Annotated in this window: 13 protein-coding genes and 3 tRNA genes; 5 read left to right on the top strand and 11 right to left on the bottom strand. The window is 46.3% G+C overall.

What is annotated here, in order from left to right; genetic code table 11:
* The 3 genes from rpoE to HMPREF2700_RS07150 form a co-directional block, all read right to left on the bottom strand.
* Positions 1–600: an RNA polymerase sigma factor RpoE gene (rpoE, locus tag HMPREF2700_RS07160; protein WP_036493687.1), complete on the bottom strand. Its 600-nt coding sequence runs from the start codon at positions 598–600 to the stop codon at positions 1–3.
* A 187-nt stretch (positions 601–787) separates the two neighbouring features.
* Complete coding sequence (tilS, locus tag HMPREF2700_RS07155) at positions 788–2143, bottom strand: tRNA lysidine(34) synthetase TilS (protein ID WP_070591225.1); 1356 nt, start codon at positions 2141–2143, stop codon at positions 788–790.
* An 88-nt stretch (positions 2144–2231) separates the two neighbouring features.
* A complete protein-coding gene (locus tag HMPREF2700_RS07150; protein WP_070591224.1) occupies positions 2232–3191 on the bottom strand; it encodes an acetyl-CoA carboxylase carboxyltransferase subunit alpha in 960 nt (319 codons plus the stop codon).
* A 204-nt stretch (positions 3192–3395) separates the two neighbouring features.
* Between HMPREF2700_RS07150 and HMPREF2700_RS07145 the strand changes: the two genes are divergently transcribed.
* A complete protein-coding gene (locus tag HMPREF2700_RS07145) occupies positions 3396–3797 on the top strand; it encodes an RNA-binding S4 domain-containing protein (RefSeq protein WP_003679090.1) in 402 nt (133 codons plus the stop codon).
* A gap of 94 nt (positions 3798–3891) precedes the next feature.
* Here HMPREF2700_RS07145 and HMPREF2700_RS07140 read toward each other — a convergent pair whose 3' ends face one another.
* The 4 genes from HMPREF2700_RS07140 to HMPREF2700_RS07125 form a co-directional block, all read right to left on the bottom strand.
* Complete coding sequence (locus tag HMPREF2700_RS07140) at positions 3892–5091, bottom strand: hypothetical protein (RefSeq protein WP_070591222.1); 1200 nt, start codon at positions 5089–5091, stop codon at positions 3892–3894.
* A 96-nt stretch (positions 5092–5187) separates the two neighbouring features.
* A complete protein-coding gene (recD, locus tag HMPREF2700_RS07135; protein ID WP_070591220.1) occupies positions 5188–6951 on the bottom strand; it encodes an exodeoxyribonuclease V subunit alpha in 1764 nt (587 codons plus the stop codon).
* Between the two features lie 132 nt (positions 6952–7083).
* On the bottom strand, positions 7084–7767 hold the full coding sequence (gene lolD / locus HMPREF2700_RS07130; RefSeq protein WP_070591218.1) for a lipoprotein-releasing ABC transporter ATP-binding protein LolD: 684 nt from the start codon (positions 7765–7767) through the stop codon (positions 7084–7086).
* Complete coding sequence (locus tag HMPREF2700_RS07125) at positions 7760–9010, bottom strand: lipoprotein-releasing ABC transporter permease subunit (RefSeq protein WP_070591217.1); 1251 nt, start codon at positions 9008–9010, stop codon at positions 7760–7762. The genes lolD and HMPREF2700_RS07125 overlap by 8 nt, the downstream gene beginning before the upstream one ends.
* A gap of 214 nt (positions 9011–9224) precedes the next feature.
* Between HMPREF2700_RS07125 and HMPREF2700_RS07120 the strand changes: the two genes are divergently transcribed.
* Positions 9225–9512, top strand: coding sequence for a hypothetical protein (locus HMPREF2700_RS07120; RefSeq protein ID WP_070591216.1), 288 nt, complete (start codon positions 9225–9227; stop codon positions 9510–9512).
* 62 nt (positions 9513–9574) lie between these two features.
* Here HMPREF2700_RS07120 and recR read toward each other — a convergent pair whose 3' ends face one another.
* From recR to rnr, 4 genes are all read right to left on the bottom strand, one after another.
* Complete coding sequence (recR, locus tag HMPREF2700_RS07115) at positions 9575–10180, bottom strand: recombination mediator RecR (protein WP_049329607.1); 606 nt, start codon at positions 10178–10180, stop codon at positions 9575–9577.
* Between the two features lie 82 nt (positions 10181–10262).
* Complete coding sequence (locus tag HMPREF2700_RS07110) at positions 10263–12116, bottom strand: SurA N-terminal domain-containing protein (protein WP_070591214.1); 1854 nt, start codon at positions 12114–12116, stop codon at positions 10263–10265.
* Between the two features lie 145 nt (positions 12117–12261).
* Complete coding sequence (locus HMPREF2700_RS07105) at positions 12262–12609, bottom strand: ArsC family reductase (protein ID WP_070591212.1); 348 nt, start codon at positions 12607–12609, stop codon at positions 12262–12264.
* Positions 12610–12690: 81 nt separating this feature from the next.
* Positions 12691–15171 carry a ribonuclease R gene (gene rnr / locus HMPREF2700_RS07100; protein WP_141745834.1) on the bottom strand — a complete coding sequence of 827 codons (2481 nt, stop codon included), beginning with the start codon at positions 15169–15171 and terminating at the stop codon, positions 12691–12693.
* 94 nt (positions 15172–15265) lie between these two features.
* On the opposite strand from rnr, the gene HMPREF2700_RS07095 reads away from it, so the two are divergent.
* The 3 genes from HMPREF2700_RS07095 to HMPREF2700_RS07085 all read left to right on the top strand — a co-directional run bounded on the left by HMPREF2700_RS07095 (position 15266) and on the right by HMPREF2700_RS07085 (position 15631).
* A tRNA-Leu gene (locus HMPREF2700_RS07095) sits at positions 15266–15352 on the top strand.
* Between the two features lie 38 nt (positions 15353–15390).
* Positions 15391–15477, top strand: a tRNA-Leu gene (locus tag HMPREF2700_RS07090).
* 63 nt (positions 15478–15540) lie between these two features.
* Positions 15541–15631 (top strand) — tRNA-Ser (locus tag HMPREF2700_RS07085).
* The last annotated feature ends 187 nt before the right edge of the window (positions 15632–15818 follow it).

Raw genomic sequence — 15818 nt, 5'->3', positions numbered from 1 at the left:
TTACCACCTTTGATCTTCAGAAGTATCCAACAGCGGCCGCAAATCTTTTGCAATCAGTTCACGCGCTCTGAAAATACGCGAACGTACAGTACCTATCGGACAATCCACTACCCGAGCTATTTCTTCATAAGACAAGCCATCCATTTCCCTAAGCGTAATGGCTTGACGCATATCGTCTGGCAGTTGCGCGATGCTTGCTTCGACGGTCTGCAAGATTTCCCGATTCATCATTTCAGCTTCCGGCGTATGGTAATCCGCAATCTGATCGGTTAAATCAAGAACATCTCCCTCCTCATTGGCTGCTTCCGAGCTGACAAAAAACTGGCGACCCGAAGTAGTCAGAAAATTCTTTGCCGTATTGATACCGATACGGTACAGCCACGTATAAAATGCACTTTCTCCACGAAAATTTGCCAATGCACGATAAGCCCTAATCATTGCCTCTTGGGTTACATCGTGTACTTCGTGCTCATCCTGAATAAAACGGGAAATCAGTCTGTTTAGCCGACGCTGATACTTGGACATCAGCATCTCGAATGCCTTATGGTCACCTTTCTGTGCGCGCTCCACCAAAACTTGATCTATTTGGCGATCGTTCATATTCAACCTTTAATCGTTTTACTGCTTTAAACCAAAAATAGTAAAGCGTGCTGTGCACAGTAAAGACAGCAACGCTTTGAAATAGTTCCACGAGATTACACTCAATTGCCAAAGTTTATTCGTATAGATACTCTAACACTGACTATATTTCTTGATATACATGGACTTAATAAAAGTAGTTTAATTACTAATAGTTACTAAACTTAGAGTCAACCACTTTGTCTTTTGCTATATATTTGGCTAACTTTTCATGAACAGGCAGATAGCCTTCCCCTATTTGAACATCGCTTCCCACCCGAAGATTAACAACAGCAAGGCACTTGTTGCCCATACTTAAGACAATCGGCCAATATTTACGGACGAGTGGCACAATATGACACTCTTGCAATAGTTTTTCGACTGATTTTCCTCTCTCCCCCGAATAAATCACATCACCTTTGACCACATTTCGGAGTACCGCCGGCTTCTCCAACTCATCTTCTGACAAACCTCCCTTAAACGGTAATAAAACGAAACCATTTTCGAGCAAAATATCTTTCAGACGGCCTCGAACTTCCCTGCCATTACACCAAGGCAGTTTTTGAAACTCACTTTCCTGACAAACAAACAGCTGATTCCGATATGCGACTAGTTCCCCGTCTGGCAAATTCAACTGCGCCTGATCAGCGGTTTCCAATACTCGGGTAAAATCGGCAATGCTGTGATAAGAAGGCAATGATTCCGTTTGCTTTCGCAAAAAATACCAAAGCAGCCGACGACGCAAAAGCGGCGTACATTGCCGCCACGGACTGATGCTTAATATCCCGTTTGGACTAATGCGCTGGTATTCAGACTCAATTAATTCATCTAAAAGCTGCAAATCTTCCTGCAATAATCGAACATTGGCACAAATTTGCTGCTCAAAATTCGGAATACGCTGCTGCCATTGCGGCAAAGCCTGATTTCTCATCCAATTGCGTAAATAGCCGGAGTCCTCATTACTTTCGTCTTCAACAAAAGACAATCCCCATTGTTGTGCATACTCAGCCAGTTCCTGACGGGAAAATGCCAAAAGCGGCCGCCAGATTTGAATATCTTCATTCAAATCACGCCATACCGGCATGGCCGCCATACCGCGCAATCCCCCCCCGCGCACAGCCGACAACATAAATGTTTCGATTTGATCATTACGGTGATGTGCCAAAACAATAATTTTCTTCAGGCCGTCTGAAAATACCTGATATCGGGCAGTCCTGGCCGCTGCTTCCAAACCTTTTCCTTGTTTTTCCACATTGACACGGCACACCCGCAAGGCAACATTCAGACGCTGACAATAATCCTGACAAAATTTTGCCCAACTGTCGGCATTGGTACTTAAACCATGATGAACATGGACGGCACGCAAATCAAAATGACGAAATTCGCGCATCCGGTGCAAAAGATGCAGCAGGACAACAGAATCCAATCCGCCACTCAAGCCAACCTCAACAACAGTATGGCTCGGCAAATCAGGAAAAGCTGTTTGAAAATTTTTAAATAGGGAATCAGGGGATACTTGTGACATTTCAGACGGCCTGAAATTGTGAATTACTCAAAAATAGAATACAAAAAAAGCAAGCAGCGGCTTCTGCTTGCTTTTTCAGTAGTCAAACTTATTTATCGGTAAATTTACCGTAAGCCATGATGCGGTCAAAACGGCGAGAAAGCAAGTCAGGCATGGTCATGCTTTGCGCTTCGCTTAATTGCTGTTCCAAAACGGTTTTAACGTTTTTCATCGTGGTTTCAAAATCACGGTGTGCGCCGCCCAAAGGCTCATCAATCACTTTATCGATGACATCCAATTCTTGCAGGCGTTTGGCGGTAATACCCAATGCTTGCGCGGCATCTGCTGCTTTTTCAGCAGTTTTCCAAAGAATAGAGGCGCAACCTTCAGGAGAAATCACCGAATAAGTCGAGTATTGCAGCATATTGACGTAGTCGCCGACAGCCACTGCCAACGCCCCACCCGAACCGCCTTCGCCAATGATGGTGCACAATACCGGCACATGCAGGCGGGTCAGTTCGTACAAATTACGGCCGATAGCTTCAGACTGACCGCGTTCTTCCGCGCCGATGCCCGGATACGCGCCCGGGGTATCAACAAAGGTCATGACCGGAATATTGAATTTTTCGGCAGTCTTCATCAAGCGCAGTGCTTTACGGTAACCCTCAGGACGCGGCATACCGAAATTACGGCGGATTTTTTCTTTGGTATCGCGGCCTTTCTGATGACCGATAACCATCACACTTTGGCCGTTGAAACGTGCCAAACCGCCGACAATGGCATGATCGTCAGAATAATGGCGGTCGCCGTGCAACTCCTCAAAATCGGTAAAAATACCGTTGATATAGTCCAAAGTATAAGGACGTTGCGGATGGCGGGACACTTGTGAAATTTGAGCCGGAGTCAGCTTGCTGAAAATCGACTTGGTCAACTCGTTGCTTTTCTTTTGCAGTCTGGCAATCTCGTCGGAAATATCGACGGCAGATTCGTCTTGTACGAATCGCAACTCGTCAATTTTGTTGGTTAATTCGGCGATGGGTTGTTCGAAGTCCAAAAAAACGGGTTTCATAAAACAAAGCTCTCGGTAACGGTTGCTGACATGATACGCTAATCAGACGTATTTGACAGCATTTCTCAAAGGGAAACTGCCATCTTTTGCAATAAAAAATCTTTCAGACGGCCTTTAACAAAGAAATAGTATAGCTGCACTAAACGCATGAAGTGCCGTATCTTATGATAAACTTCAATCCAGTTCAATCATTTCAAACAGGCTATGAAAAACGATCATGACAATTCGTCCATGCGCTTGGACAAATGGCTGTGGGCCGCGCGCTTTTTCAAGACCCGCGCGCTGGCACAAAAACATATTGAGCTGGGCAGGGTTTTGGTAAACGGCTCGAAGGTGAAAAACAGCAAAAATATTTCCGCCGGCGACACCATCGACATGACTTTGAACTCCCTTCCCTACAAATTCAAAGTTGCCGCACTCAATCATCAACGCCGCCCGGCACCGGAAGCGCGTTTACTCTACGAAGAAGACATGAAAACGGCTGCCGAACGCGAAGCTCAAAAACAACTTGACCAAGCGAGCCGCATCAGTGCTGCTTATCCGGACGGACGCCCAACCAAACGCGACCGCCGCCAGCTTGACCGTATGAAGCGCGATAGCTGGTAAAGTGTTTCATCCATTGTTTCAGACGGCCCTATATCCATGCCGTCTGAAAACCAAAAACAGGCAGGACACCCTGCCTGTTTTTTATTTGTGATGATTAAAACTTATATTCTAACTGACCACGAATAACGTTTACGTCCTGCTTATCTGTGCCGACGGTAGGCGTAACCTGTTTGCCGGCCAAATAGAAACCTTTGAGTTTCCAGTTTTTCCAAGGAATATAGGTCGCACCGATTTGTACGCCTTGGACGTTTTTGCTGTAATCCTCAACAGAAGAGACACCGGACAACGAACCGACACGGCGGTAGTTCAAGAATACGTCGTAAGAATTACGGACATTCCAGTCGGCCAATTTATAGCGTACTTCAGTGAACACGCCATCATTTTTGATTTTTTGTCCGGCATCATTATAGGCCTTGATATTGGACTTGCTGACTGCGGCCATCCAATGCCAATCGTCATTAAACTTGATGTCCGTACCGATTTCTCCGAAGACCGCATTTTTCTTCGCACCGCGTACATCGATGTCTTTCATGTAGCTGACGGTTGCGCCGACGTTGATATTCTCATTCACAGGCAACATGCTTTGCACCGCGGCAAAATGTCTACGGCGGCCGCCAATGCCCCATGCGTTGTCGTTCAGATTGCCAGTACGGCGGCCTGCATAAATTTTGGTCGGCAGGGTTTTATTGTCGAAGAAGATTTCGCCGCCGGTTACTTCGGCATCCCATACGCGGCCGTATGAAGAGAACGCGCCAAATTTACCGACACGCGCTTTAATGTTGTTGTACAAGGTGCCTTCGGCATACAGTTTATTAACCGGCACATCATGATCGCCGTTGAATTTACCGGTTTCCAAATCGATATTCGGCTCGATTTGCGCCACCAATTTCCAATCTTTATACAGTTTTGCGCGTAACCAAAACTCCGCATTGAAGTTGGCATTGGTATCTTCAGGCGTAGGATTGATGCTGCTGTTGTTGGCATTGATGTCTTTGGTATCCGCACGTACGCGCAGGCCACCATTCACAGTCAACAAATCATTGAAAATGCTGATTTTATCGTCATCTTTGCGAATGATACTGCCGGAATTGACGTAATCGTTGGTGGTAGCCAAAGCCGCCGCATCACGTCCGCCATCAGCATTTTCTGCCAATGAATAAGACGCTGATGCCAATAAAATACAGGTTGCAATCAGTTTGGTTTGAGATTTCATGCCGACTCTCCAAAAGAAGGTATTGAAAGTGAAGTATTCGATAAAGCGTACAACATTATGAATTTTGTATAAATTATTCATTTTATTTACTAATTATTTTTATCGTATGTAAATTAGTGTAATCAGTCAAGCAGATTTAAACGCTTTATCCTCTTTCAGACGGCCTCTTGATTCAGGTCAAACGGAAGCCTGCTCATCAGGCTGTTCAAACTGCCATTTCAAGGCATCGGCCAATGCCGTCCTGCGTTTTTGGTGGCATCCCACAGCCTGACACAATTCCTCCGCATTTCCCCAAAATACGAAACGTTCACGCGCACGGGTAATGGCTGTGTAAAGCAAAGCCTTATCCAAACCTCGGGCTTCCTCTTCACTTTCCGTCGTTGCAGGCACTGACGGGGGCAACAGCCATACTTCCCGATATTCCGAACCTTGGCTCTTATGCACCGTCATGGCAAAAGCCGATTCAAAATCGGGCAAACGGCTGATGGCAATTTTTTTGAATCCATCTTTCTCAGGAAAATATGCGGACAAGCCATTCAACGATTCTTCATCTTTCATAATCAGCCCGATGTCGCCGTTAAACACTTCCAGCATGTAATCATTGTGCGTAATCATGATGATTTGTCCGGCAAACCAAGGCGTTTCGCCCGAGGCCTTGCCTTGTCGTTGCAAGTATTCTTGATAAGCCTGATTCAAATTATCCGCATCCTGCCGCCAAGCCGCCAATACCACCACATCGGCCGCATGACCATAGGCGAGTGCAACATTATTCTCTGCTACAGTCTGCCAATAATCCTGTTGCTTTTGATACAGTAAGGCGACCTGCTCTTTCAGACAACCTGATTTCATTTCCAATTCTTTGGGGAATTTGTCAAACTGTTCGACCGCAGTTTGCTTTTCCCCGGACACCACCGCCCTTGCCAAACAGCCGATACCGCTGTCTGCACCAAAACGGTGGCTGAACGTCAATTTGGCATTGTTTTGCGATAAAGCCTGTGGCTGCTCTTTAATTTCAAAGCCATGATTAGGCAGGTACACTTCCAGCTTTTCAGCGGTTGCTTTATCCAAAGCCGTCGGACGCGACAATGCCGCCAATACGGCTCCCAAACCAACCGATGGTAACTGGTTTTCATCGCCAAGCAACACCAAACGACAACCGGTCGGCACGGCGCGCAACAAATCCAACACCAGCGGCAAATCCAACATCGAAGCCTCATCCACCACCAAAACATCCAAAGCAAGCGGATATTCATGATTGAACGCAGGGCGCATTTTCGGCGGACGCAGTTTCAACAATCGATGGACGGTCTGCCCTTCCAAATTTTCCAAATGCGCTTTAATGCTCGGAGACAAATCAAAACCGTCCAAAGCACGCTGCAAAGCCCGTGCCATATGCGCAGCCGCTTTACCCGTTGGTGCCGCCAAAGCGATACGTGGCAGCTTCGTACTGTTATTGCAAATCAGACCCAAAAGCTTTGCTACGGTCGTCGTCTTACCCGTACCCGGCCCGCCGGTAATCAGCATAAAGTTTTGCAGCAAAGCCAAAGCCGCAGCATCCCGTTGCTCTTTACTGTCTTTAGTATCAAACCAGTCGCTCAGGCTTTTTGAAGCCGCCATGAAATTCACTTCTTCCGCCTCGGCACTGGCCAACCGTTTGATTTCAACAGCCAAATCATGCTCCAACTGCCACATCCGCCCCAAAAACAATTTCCAGCCTTGCAGGATAAGCGGTTTATCCGCATTACCTACCAAATTCGGCAAGTTGCTTAAGGCATCGACATCCGCTTTATCCAAGTAAATAAACGAATGTCCGTTTTGCAAGGCTGCAAACAGTCGAACCACATAAGGCTCAATAACGGATGCGCCCTGTACTTCGTGGCGGCGGAAAAACGCTATAGCCGCATCTGCGGCAGAGGAAAGGATAGAGTCGGTCGGATTCATGGCTCAGGCTTAATTGATACGGAAAAAAGAAAGGCCGTCTGAAAAACAGCGTTTCCATAAATGAAAACCTATTTTTCAGACGGCCTCTATTATACCGTTCAAAGCATAAAATATTTGCCTGAAATAATAACCTTATTGCAGCACTTGCAGGCTACCGTCTTTCATGGTCATTACCCGGTCAAAACGCTCAGCCAGCTCGTCATCATGGGTCACTACAATCAGGCTGGTGTTCAATTCGCGTTTCAAATCCAGCATCATGTCCAGCACATTTTGCGCATTTTTACGGTCAAGGTTCCCCGTCGGCTCATCTGCCAATAAGCATTTCGGCTCATTAACCAAAGCACGGGCAATCGCCGCACGCTGACGCTCGCCGCCGGAAAGTTCGCTCGGACGGTGCAGCATACGCTTATCCAAGCCAACCTTTTTCAGCATCTTAACAGCCTTCTCCTCAGCCATCGCTTTGGGCATTTTGCCGATTAAAAGCGGCATCATGACATTTTCCAAAGCAGAAAACTCAGGCAATAGATGGTGGAACTGATACACAAAGCCCAAATAACGGTTGCGTAATTCGCCCAACTGTTTTTGGCTTAAACCGCCCAAATTCTGATCCATCAGTATTACCTTGCCTTCAGACGGCATATCCAAACCGCCAAGAAGATGCAGCAACGTAGATTTACCACTGCCTGACGAACCGATGATACTCACGCTTTCCGCTTCGGCAACTTCAAAATCTAAATGATTCAACACTTGTACATTCAATGCGCCGTCATTATAGCTTTTGCCAACGCCGGTACATTTCAAAATTGTCTTACTCATAACGCAAAGCCTCCGCAGGTTGGGTTTTTGCTGCACGCCAGCTCGGATACAGTGTGGCAATAAATGCTAAGCCAAGCGAAATACAGGCAATAACGGCAACATCCTTCAAATTCACATCGCTAGGTAGGTAATCGATGAAATAAACTTGAGAGTTAATCAAATGCACGCCAAACAGGTCTTCAAAAAACGCGACAATTTTGCCGACATTCCAACCCAGCAATACACCGCATACCACGCCCACAAGCGTACCGAAGAACCCCGCAAATGCCCCCTGCACCAAGAAAATCTTCATGACGCCGCCCGGGGACAAACCCAAAGTGCGCAAAATCGCAATATCGGCTTGTTTTTCCGTTACCGCCATTACTAAGGAAGAGACGAGGTTAAACGCAGCAACCGCGATAATCAGTGTCAAAATGATGAACATCATGCGTTTTTCCAACTCAACGGCTTCAAAATAGCTGCGGTTGTTAAACGTCCAGTCGCGCACCCATACCTCATCTTTTTTAGCATCAGGAATCAACTTGGCAATGAAAGAGGGTGCATTCTGAGGATCAGCCAATCGCAAACGCAGCCCACCGACATTTTCTCCCAGCCGATACAAGACTTGTGCATCCTTGATATGCGTCATGGCCAATGTATTATCGACTTCATAAACACCTGTTTTTACCACACCGACCACATTAAACTGCTTCAAGCGCGGTACCACGCCGGCAGGGGTAACGTTACCCTCTGGCGTAATCACTGTAACCTTGCCGCCAATCTCCGTGCCCAATGCCTCAGCAAGCCCTTGACCCAAAATAATATCAAATTCACCCGGCTTCAAATCGTCAAAACTGCCGGCCGGCATATCCTTGCCGTAATCAACGACATTTTTTTCTTCAGACGGCAAAATACCGCGTATCTGCACACCGCGTACTTCCCCGGCATTAGCAAGCAAAGCCTGATCGGAAACATAAGGTGCGCTGGCCAATACTTCTTTTTTGCCTTTTACAAATTCGCGTAAATTCTGCCAACTCGGCGCACTGCCGACATCGTAATAGCCGATTTCTGCATGAGGTGCGACGTTCAACAATTGACCGCGTATCTCTTTCTGAAATCCGTTCATTACAGATAACACCACAATCAGCGCCGTTACACCCAAGGCGATACCTACGATTGAAATAATGGTAATAAATGACATAAAGCCATTGCGTTTTTTCGCACGTAAATAGCGCAGGCCTATCCAAGTTTCTAAAGAAGCCATTCAAAAATGCCTCATTCGTTTGTCAAAAATGACTTATTGTACCGTAAAACCGACAGGTCGTCCGATTGCCCGACTGATGTAGCATTCAGGAATAAAGCGTGTGTAAAACCATGTATCTTCCCGTAAATTCCGCCGAAAAACTTGCGCAATCGGCCAATCGCCCTTATTCTGAAGCTGTGACACACTTTGTCACCATCAAAAAGGAAATACACTAATGAACAGCAAAAAATTCTTGGCCCTCGTATCCGTAGCTGTAGGTTTGTCATTCAGCTTCAATGCACATGCTGCCAAAGAAATCAAAATCAGTTCAAACAATACCGCTTACTCCGACGCCGATGTTCAAAAACTGGCAGCCACTGCTGTCGGCATGGGCGTAAAAGAACCTGTCAGCCTCAACAGCGGAAACGGTGTTGTTACCGTATCCGGCAGCAGTGCAACCAAATGCGCATTTAAAGTCGGCAACGGCGATACGCCTCAAATTCAAGGCGTCAGCTGCAAATAATCTGATTTAATCAATGAAAAGGCCGTCTGAAAGACTTTCAGACGGCCTTTTTGTATTGGCATTTAAGATTGGATATTTCTTCTATCGTAAACAGCCTGAGCCAACGTACCGGCATCCACATATTCCATCTCGCCGCCCAAAGGGATTCCCCTCGCCAATCGGCTGACTTTATAAGGAAGATTTTTAAACAATTCCGCCAATACATACGCTGTCGCATCGCCTTCGGCTGTGAAGTTGGTTGCAATGATAATTTCCTCAATATCACTCGCCTGCAAACGGGCAACCAGCTTATCTAATGCCACTGCCGAAATATCCATGCCCTGCGCCGGACTGACTTGCCCCATCAAAACAAAATACAGGCCATCATGGCAATTAGCCGCCTCCATACTGGAGACATCCGCCGGCATATGCACAATCATCAAGCGGCTTTTCTCGCGTTTTTCATCCGCGCAAATTTCACACAAATCGCCTTCGCAAAAGGTATTACACATCCGACAATGTTGCACCTGTTTCAAGGCAAATTGCAAAGCATCCACCAACTCCTGCGCTTCTTCGCGTTTATACTGTAAAAGCTGGTAAGCCATACGTTGAGCGGATTTCGGGCCGACATTGGGTAGGATTTTTAAGGCATTAATCAAGCGGACAAAGGCATCAGGGTTTTTACTCATGATTTCAGACGGCCTTTTAAAAGATAGCTAAAAATAAGAAAACAGCCGGAATTTATCCGGCTGCCCTACTCAAATACTCTGCTTATTCGGCAGCATTATTAACTTGCTGTGCACCTTGCGTACGATCGATTTTCTTACCCAAATACTGGAGTAAATTATCGAACACATTGGCAGAAAGCTGCTGAACCAAAGCCTGTTTGGCAGCCGGAATCTGTGAATCGGCATTTTCAGGAGCAGAAACACTCTGAACTTCCATAATCACCGGTGCAGGCATACCTTCCAACAATGCGTACGCAGGTTTACCGCCGACAGGGCGCGCTTTCAGCAAAGCCGCATAAGCCTCCGGAGACATGGTTCTACGCGCATCTTGCGCGCTCAATTGCGAAACAGGCGACCATTGAACGTCGGCAGCTTTACCAGCTTTCAACGCCGCCAAAGTTTCTTGGGCTTTCTTCTCTGCCAGTTTGGCGGCTTCAGAACGCAGATATGCTGCACGGACAGTATCTTTGACTTCTGCAAATGGTGCAATTTTCTCTTCGCGCACTTCTTTCGCACGAATAACCCAAACGGTTTCGTTGTTGATGGCAATGACTTCAGAATTGTGTTTTTTCTTCAGTACATCATCACTAAACGCTGCATTAATCAACGCTTCAGGCAAACCGGCTTCTTTCGCACCCGCTTTGGTTACCCATTCATCCAAGTTTTCTACTTTCAAACCTGAATTGGCGGCTGCTTTTGCCAAAGAAGATGGATCATTGAAGGCATCTTCACCCAATTTTTCTTTAGCGGCATTAAAGGCAGAAGCTGCTTTTTTCAGTTTCAAGGCTGCTTCGATACGCGCTTTGGCTTGTTCCAAAGTCGGCTCAGCTTCGACATTCAAAACTTTGATAATGTGATAACCCAAAGATGATTTAACGGTATTGCTCACTTCGCCTTTGCCCAATGCAAATGCCGCTTTATCGAATTCAGGTCCAAAGCCACTGCCGCCGCTTTTGCTCAGGTAGCCCAAATTGCCGCCTTTATTGCTGCTAGACAAATCTTTGGAGTACTTGGCCGCCAGCTCGGCAAAGGCATCTGGGTGCGCTTTGAGCTCTGCAGCCATTTTGTCCACTTCTGCTTTAATTTCCGCATTGCTTGCTTCATCTCCGTTAGGCATAACAGGAATGAAAATATGCGCAATTTCGGCTCTTGGCGACAAATCTACGCTTTTACTTTCGTAAGCTTTTTGTACTTCTTCCGCACTGACGGTTTGCTTGTCAGCCAAATCTTTGATGTTCAAAGCCACATATTCCAGCTTAACGGCTTGAGGAATCAAGTAATCTTTCTTATGCGCTTCATAATACTTTTGCAAAGCCGCATCATCTACTTTTACTTGTGCCGCAAATGCTTCAGGGCTGAACGTAAATGAACGGATGGTACGGGTGGCTTGGGTCAGGTTAATCAACTGACGCGCTTGCGCATCGCTGACCAACGCACCGTTTTGCACCAAATTCAACAGATTTTGCAACTGAAACTGTTCGCGGATATCTTCAACAAACTGATCCTCTGTCATTTTGCGCTGATCCAAATACTTCTTGAGCAAATCCTGACTGAATTTTCCGGAAGCATCATGGAAATTCGGATCATCCACGATAACTTGTTTGATTTGTTCCTGAGATACAGCGATGCCCATCAGCTTGGCACCCTGCTTCAGATAAGCTCTTTGCAATAAAGATTGGAATATCGCATCACGCGAAGGCGCAGTATTGCCGGCAGCTTGCTCATTTTGTATCGCAATCTGTAAAGCATGCTCGCTGACCTTCTCATCCCCGACTTTGACAATGTAATCAGAACCCGGCGAAGACAAGTTATTGGCACCGAATCCGATAAAGGTCAGACCGATGACACCTAAAACAATCTGGGCGGGTGTTTTATATTTTTCAACAATATGGAACATATTTATCCGAAAGAAAAGTTTGGCGCGGCAGCCGGAAAATGCTGCCGCAAAAATCTTAAAATCCTGAAAACAGGCTCAAAGCGCGTATTGTAACGTATTTTTTCGAGGCTTGCTTTTTCAGACGGCCTAAAAACCTAAAAATGCCTTATCCGAAAATTTCCTGATACGCTTCTACTGAAAATCCGACATGAACCTGTCCTTCTTTGACCAATACAGGCCGCTTGATGATGCTGGGATTTTCCATCATCAAAGCAATCGCACCTTCTTTTGTTGCGGCAGATTCTTGCGCATCTTTATCCAACTTGCGCCAAGTCGTGCCTCTTTTATTGAGCAAAATTTCCAAAGCTGCCTGCTCCAGCCAGCCATCAAGCAATTCGGCAGTTGGGGCGTTTTTCTTAAAATCTACAAACTCAAACTCGATGCCGTTTTCTGCCAACCAACTGCGCGCTTTTTTAACCGTATCGCAATTGGGAATACCGTATAGTTTTATCATCTTATTTATCCTTGGTTTTATTTATAAAATCACAAATTCAGGCCGTCTGAAAATTTTCAGACGGCCTGAATTGAATGCCGCTTATTTCTTAGCAGCTTTCTTCACTTTAATCTTCACGCTTTTGCCTTGAGCATTATTTTTACCTCCGGCTTTGACGGAAGCTGTTTTCGCCTGCACTTTTTTCTTGCTTGCAGCTTTAGGTTTGCTTGGCTTAGCGGGCTTGGAGGCAGGTTTACTTTTCACCTTGCTCTTCTTTGCTTTCACGGGAGCAGCCAACGCTTCATCAATTTCTTTAGCTGAAAGTTTACGCTTACGTTTCTCTACAGGTTTGTCAGCAGCTATTGGCTTGCTTACAGGTTTTGCTTTTCTACTGCCGCGTTTCTTACCGACTGAACCGCCGCTGATTAAGGTCAAATCAATCTTGCTGGTATCCAAATCGGCACGTGCGACTTTTACAGTAACCGTATCGCCCATGTTGAAACGGACACCGCTACGTTCGCCTTCAATCGCCATAATTTCAGGACGGAAGTTGAAATAATCTTCTCCCAAATCGCTGATGTGTACCAAGCCGTCGATATGAATGTCGTCCAAGGTTACAAAAATACCGAAGCTGGTCATACCCGAAATCTTGCCACTGAAGACTTCGCCGACTTTGTCGCGCATATAATAAGTTTTCAGCCAGTTTTCCACATCGCGGCTGGCATCATCGGCTCGGCGTTCGCAGAAAGAGGTATGCACGCCCAAAGCCTCCCAGGTTTTATTGGGCTGGTAAGTTTGTCCGTTCAACACAGCCTTAATGGCACGATGTACCGTTAAATCCGGATAACGGCGGATAGGCGAAGTAAAGTGTGCATATGCACTATAAGCCAGACCAAAGTGACCGTCGCAATGCGGCTCATAAACCGCCTGCTGCATAGAACGCAACATCATCACTTGCAACAACTCCGCGTCCGGACGGTTTTTAAATTGCTCGGCAAGCGCAGCATAGTCTTTCGGCGTCGGATTATCGCCGCCACCCAAACTCAGCCCCAGCAAACCAAGCTGCTCGCGTAAAGTGGCCAGTTTTTCGGGAGTCGGACCCAAGTGATTGCGGAATAAAGCCGTATGTTTGTTCTTCAGCAAAAATTCTGCTGCGCAAACATTCGCCGCCAACATACATTCTTCAATCAATTTGTGCGCATCATTGCGGACAACGGGAACGATCTTGTCGATTTTACCGTTGTCGTCGAAAATCATCTGAGTCTCAACGCTCTCAAACTCAACCGCGCCACGCTCGAAACGTTTTTTCTGCAAGATTTTAAATAACTGATACAGAGTATCGATTTGCTGCTTAAACGGATGATCCCGGCCGTCTGAAATCCAATCCCAAACTTGATTGTAAGTCAGTCGCGCATGAGAACGCATTACTGCCGGATAGAAACGGTATTCCTTGATATTGCCGGCATAGGTAATCACCATATCGCACACCATACACAGGCGTTCAACATCAGGATTGAGCGAGCAGATACCGTTGGACAACTTCTCCGGCAACATCGGAATCACACGGCGTGGAAAATACACGCTGGTACTGCGTTCTTGAGCATCTACATCAATTCCGTCATCAGGACGGACATAATGGCTGACATCGGCAATCGCCACCACCAAACGGTAATTGCGGCCGACTTTTTCAGCAAAAACCGCATCGTCAAAGTCCCGTGCAGTTTCGCCGTCAATAGTTACCAGAGGCAAATCGCGTAAGTCTACGCGTCCTTTCAAGTCGGTTTTACGCACATGATCGGGAATTTTCTTCGCAGCTTTGACACATGCTTCGCTGAATTGATGAGGCAAATGGTGCTTGCGTACAGCGATTTCGATTTCCATACCGCTGTCGGCATAATTACCCAACACTTCAATCAGCTTAGCCACAGCAGGACGATGTGCTTCAGGATACGTCTCAATTTCAGCCACAATCACTTGGCCGGATTGCGGTTTAAATTGCGCCACGCTTTCAGGTTCCAACACGATACTTTGGCTCAAACGCTTGTCTTCCGCTTCCAAAATAGCCACGCCGCGATCCATATAAAAACGGCCGACCACTTTAGACTGCGCACGCTCCACCACATCCAAAACCGTACCTTCACGACGGCCTCTGCGGTCGACACCGGCAGGACGAACGGTAACAATATCCCCGTGCATCACGCCGCGCATCTGACGCTCATACAAAACAAAATCGCCCTCGCCTGTCGGCGTTAGCGGCACGGCAAAACCAAAGCCGTCTTTATGCGCCTCGACACGGCATTTAACCAATGCCAATTTTTCTGCCGCACACACCGCGCCACGTCGATTGATTAACACCTGACCATCGCGTGCCATCGCTTTCAGACGGCGCTCAAAGAATTCATATTCATCTTCTGTAATCGACAATTCATGTGCCAAAGCTTCGATTTTTGTCGGCACACCTTTTTGTTCCAATAATTCAATAACCCATTCACGGCTGGGCAGCGGATGAGCGTAACGTTGTTTCTCCCGCTCCAAGTACGGGTCTTTTTCTCGTAAATTTAAAGATTTAGTATTTTTGTTCATTTTGATAGTTGACATTCTTTTTTTAAAATATATAATAGCTGCTTCTTCGCAGTTCAGGTAGTCAACTCTACCTTAAATTGAAGAATAAAGCAAAGCCCAGGTGGCGGAATTGGTAGACGCGCTAGCTTCAGGTGCTAGTGTCCTCACGGGCGTGGAAGTTCGAGTCTTCTCCTGGGCACCAAATAATTTGGTGCTTCTTTGCTTAAGAAAATTTAAATTGCCCAGGTGGCGGAATTGGTAGACGCGCTAGCTTCAGGTGCTAGTATCCTCACGGGTGTGGAAGTTCGAGTCTTCTCCTGGGCACCACTGATAAATCAATCAGTCAAGTTTTCATATTATTCTGAATAACAACTCAGGATAATAGTCCACAGAGAGGTGGATGAGTGGTTTAAGTCGCACGCCTGGAAAGCGTGTATACGTGAATAGCGTATCGAGGGTTCGAATCCCTTCCTCTCTGCCAGATACTAAAGACACCAGCTAACGGTGTCTTTTTTCATATCTACTCTTCTTAAAAATATTACATTACACTTTTCTTTCTCTTACCTTCTAATCAGAAACCTGCCACTCATTCTTATCTTATACTAAATTGTAATGATTAAAGGCCGTCTGAAAGTTTTCAGACGGCCTTAGATTCGGATTTCAAGTGC

The sequence above is a fragment of the Neisseria sp. HMSC068C04 genome (genome assembly GCF_001810105.1).
Lineage (GTDB): Bacteria > Pseudomonadota > Gammaproteobacteria > Burkholderiales > Neisseriaceae > Neisseria > Neisseria flavescens_B.
This window is presented reverse-complemented; position numbering and strand designations above follow the sequence as displayed.

What these genes read in the sequence shown, in the direction of transcription:
- HMPREF2700_RS07110 (WP_070591214.1), bottom strand. Translation starts at nt 12,116, where the DNA reads ATGTTCCATATTGTTGAAAAATATAAAACACCCGCCCAGATTGTTTTA.
- HMPREF2700_RS07105 (WP_070591212.1), bottom strand. Translation starts at nt 12,609, where the DNA reads ATGATAAAACTATACGGTATTCCCAATTGCGATACGGTTAAAAAAGCG.
- HMPREF2700_RS07125 (WP_070591217.1), bottom strand. Translation starts at nt 9,010, where the DNA reads ATGGCTTCTTTAGAAACTTGGATAGGCCTGCGCTATTTACGTGCGAAA.
- rnr (WP_141745834.1), bottom strand. Translation starts at nt 15,171, where the DNA reads ATGAACAAAAATACTAAATCTTTAAATTTACGAGAAAAAGACCCGTAC.
- HMPREF2700_RS07145 (WP_003679090.1), top strand. Translation starts at nt 3,396, where the DNA reads ATGAAAAACGATCATGACAATTCGTCCATGCGCTTGGACAAATGGCTG.
- HMPREF2700_RS07120 (WP_070591216.1), top strand. Translation starts at nt 9,225, where the DNA reads ATGAACAGCAAAAAATTCTTGGCCCTCGTATCCGTAGCTGTAGGTTTG.
- recR (WP_049329607.1), bottom strand. Translation starts at nt 10,180, where the DNA reads ATGAGTAAAAACCCTGATGCCTTTGTCCGCTTGATTAATGCCTTAAAA.
- rpoE (WP_036493687.1), bottom strand. Translation starts at nt 600, where the DNA reads ATGAACGATCGCCAAATAGATCAAGTTTTGGTGGAGCGCGCACAGAAA.
- lolD (WP_070591218.1), bottom strand. Translation starts at nt 7,767, where the DNA reads ATGAGTAAGACAATTTTGAAATGTACCGGCGTTGGCAAAAGCTATAAT.
- HMPREF2700_RS07150 (WP_070591224.1), bottom strand. Translation starts at nt 3,191, where the DNA reads ATGAAACCCGTTTTTTTGGACTTCGAACAACCCATCGCCGAATTAACC.
- HMPREF2700_RS07140 (WP_070591222.1), bottom strand. Translation starts at nt 5,091, where the DNA reads ATGAATAATTTATACAAAATTCATAATGTTGTACGCTTTATCGAATAC.
- recD (WP_070591220.1), bottom strand. Translation starts at nt 6,951, where the DNA reads ATGAATCCGACCGACTCTATCCTTTCCTCTGCCGCAGATGCGGCTATA.
- tilS (WP_070591225.1), bottom strand. Translation starts at nt 2,143, where the DNA reads ATGTCACAAGTATCCCCTGATTCCCTATTTAAAAATTTTCAAACAGCT.